Below are 1,539 nucleotides of genomic sequence, written 5' to 3' on the forward strand. Positions count from 1 at the left end.
CACCTTGGCGCCCATGGAGCGGGCGTCGTTGTCGTTCTTGTTCTTCAGGCGCTTGCGGGTGTGCCGCGCGGCGTCCGCGGACTGCTGTTCGCGCCGGGCCTGGTCCAGCAGGTGCGCCGCGCGACGTTGCTCGGCGCGGGCCTGCTGGTGGGTGGCGATTTCAGTCTCGCGCTCGGCTTCCCAGTGCGCCCGCGCGGCGGTGTAGGCGCCGGGCCACAGCCGCGCGCTCCCGTGGTGGACGCGCAGCGTGGAGGTGGTGAGGGACTCCAGCAGGTCGCGGTCGTGGGACACCACGATGCCCAGGCCCCGGAAGCGGCGCAGCGCGGAGACCAGCCATGTGCGGGCCTCCGCATCCAGGTGATTGGTGGGCTCGTCCAGGAGCAGCAAGTGGGGCTCCGCGGCCAGGGCGGCGCCCACCTGCCACCGCTTGCGCTCGCCCGGGGACAGCGTGGGCCAGCGCTCCAGCGCGGTGACGTCCAGGCCCAGCTGGCCGTGCAGTCGCCGCGCGACGGAGTCCCACGACTCCGCGAAGGCGGAGATGTCGGGCGTCAGCGCCTCCACCTCCTGCCGGCAGAGGCGGAGGATGGGGGCGGAGGGCTCGAACTGGAGGTGCCCCTCGGTGGGGGTCAGCGCTCCCGCCAGCAGCCGGAGCAGGGTGGACTTGCCGGCGCCATTGGCGCCCACGAGCCCCGTCCAGCCAGGGGACAGGTGGAAGTCGACATCGGAGAGGACGGGAACGGCGTCGGAAAAAGCGAACGAAACGCGGTGCGCGCGCACGGAAGACATGAAGGAAGCTCCTGAAGCCAGGGCGCGAGCCAGCCCGAAGGCGGCTCAGCGCGGGAACGTCAACGGACCTGGGGGTTCAGCGAAGCGTCCTCAAGGGTGCGTCAGACCTCTCGTTGGGAGGGGGCGTCAATCCCTCCTGGGATGGCTGCAATCTATGTCCAGCCGCGCGCCGGAATGCAACCCCTGCCTTCAATGGGGCAGGGCGCGCGACTCCGGCAGCGCGGCCGACTGTTTCGCATCAACCTGCCGCGGGCGCCGCGAAGTTCCCCATCCGGCGGGAGAGCCGCCACGCGCCGATGGACGCCAGGAGGGCGCCCAGCATGGCGAGCAGCAGGGCGAGCGCCACGTTGTGCAGCGCCTCGTAGGCGCCGATGAAGAGGACGCGCGGGCCCTGGTCCCACAGCGGGCCGCTATAGGCGTGCAAGAGGGAGAGGAGGCCGGTGGCGAAGCCGAGCGTTCCGGCAGTCAAGGTGCAGAGTCCCAGTGACAGCATCAGCGGCACGTAGCGCGGCGCGGGCCGGCGCGCGTACTGGACGCAGGTGGCGATGAGCGCGAGTCCCGCGAGCAACGTGGGGTACATCCCCCAGCCTCCTGCGATGAAGATGTCCTGCATGTTCCCCTCCGGTGGGTGTGTTCGGAGGCTCTGACATCCGGCCACAGGGAAGGTTCCCGCGAACCTCCCTTGGAGGCCTGCGCCAGGGCTCAGTCGTCCTGCGAGTCCAGGGCGGGCCGCTGGCGCCGAGGGGCCCGCCC

The 1,539-nt window shown here is 71.4% G+C and carries 2 protein-coding genes; both read right to left on the reverse strand.

Annotated features, from left to right (window positions below):
- The coding region (locus G4D87_RS37630) for an ATP-binding cassette domain-containing protein (protein WP_163787571.1) at positions 1-786 on the reverse strand (786 nt) is incomplete at its 3' end.
- A gap of 238 nt (positions 787-1,024) precedes the next feature.
- Positions 1,025-1,399, reverse strand: coding sequence for a hypothetical protein (locus G4D87_RS37635; RefSeq protein WP_240358935.1), 375 nt, complete (start codon positions 1,397-1,399; stop codon positions 1,025-1,027).
- Between the last annotated feature and the right edge of the window lie 140 nt (positions 1,400-1,539).

Source organism: Myxococcus vastator, assembly GCF_010894475.1.
In the GTDB taxonomy this organism is placed as follows: domain Bacteria; phylum Myxococcota; class Myxococcia; order Myxococcales; family Myxococcaceae; genus Myxococcus; species Myxococcus vastator.

Excerpts from the sequence above, each read along its gene's own strand:
- G4D87_RS37635 (WP_240358935.1), bottom strand. The coding sequence starts at position 1,399 with ATGCAGGACATCTTCATCGCAGGAGGCTGGGGGATGTACCCCACGTTG.